The sequence below is a fragment of the Lujinxingia vulgaris genome, assembly GCF_007997005.1.
GTDB lineage: Bacteria > Myxococcota_A > Bradymonadia > Bradymonadales > Bradymonadaceae > Lujinxingia.
In genome coordinates this window covers 1-678 of record NZ_VOSL01000083.1, presented here as the reverse complement: position 1 = coordinate 678, position 678 = coordinate 1, and the positions used below count along the sequence as shown (strand labels likewise).

The following is a 678-nucleotide window of genomic DNA, read 5'->3' as shown; positions in this document are numbered from 1 at the left end:
CCGAAGCGCGGCAGCAGGCCACCGCCGGGGCGCGCGTCGTCGTCGGGGGCCGGCGGGGTGAAGCGCAGCGCGGCGTTGGGCACGCGCAGCACCTCGGTGAGCGTCTCGGTGACGATCGTGACCGCCGCGCTCATCCCGGGGCGCAGCAGGCGCTCGCTGTTGTCGACCGAGAGCTCGGCCACATAGGTGACGACGTTCTCGGTGAGCGTCGGCGCCAGATCGAGGGATTCGACGGTGGCGTCGAAGGTCTGCCCGGGCCAGGCGCTCACGGTGAAGGTGGCCTCTTGACCGGGTTTTACGAGGCCCACGTCGGCCTCATCGACCCAGACCTGCAGGCGCATCTTCGCCAGGTCTTCGGCGGCCAAAAAGAGCTCGGGGGCCTGAAGCGAGGAGGCCACGGTCATGCCCGGCTCCACATGGCGCGCCAGGATCACGCCGTCGATGGGGGAGGTGATCGTGGCGCGATCGAGCTGGGTCTGCACGTCGTCGACCTGGGCGCGGGCGCGCTGCAGATCGGCGCGGGACTGGTCGAGATCGGCCCGGGCGCGAAGCGTACGGGCCTCGGCGGCTTCCAGCTCAGCCTGAGCGCCGACCTCCCGCTCGACCAGCGCGCGGGTGCGCCGCTCCTCGCCCTCGGCCTCGTTGAGCGAGGCCTGCGCGCGGCGCAGCGAGGCCTGG

1 protein-coding gene is annotated in these 678 nt (G+C 72.4%); it reads right to left on the bottom strand.

Features of this window, described 5'->3' with window-relative positions:
- Nucleotides 1-678: efflux RND transporter periplasmic adaptor subunit (locus FRC96_RS16000; RefSeq protein WP_146975905.1), on the bottom strand; the 678-nt coding region annotated here is incomplete at both ends.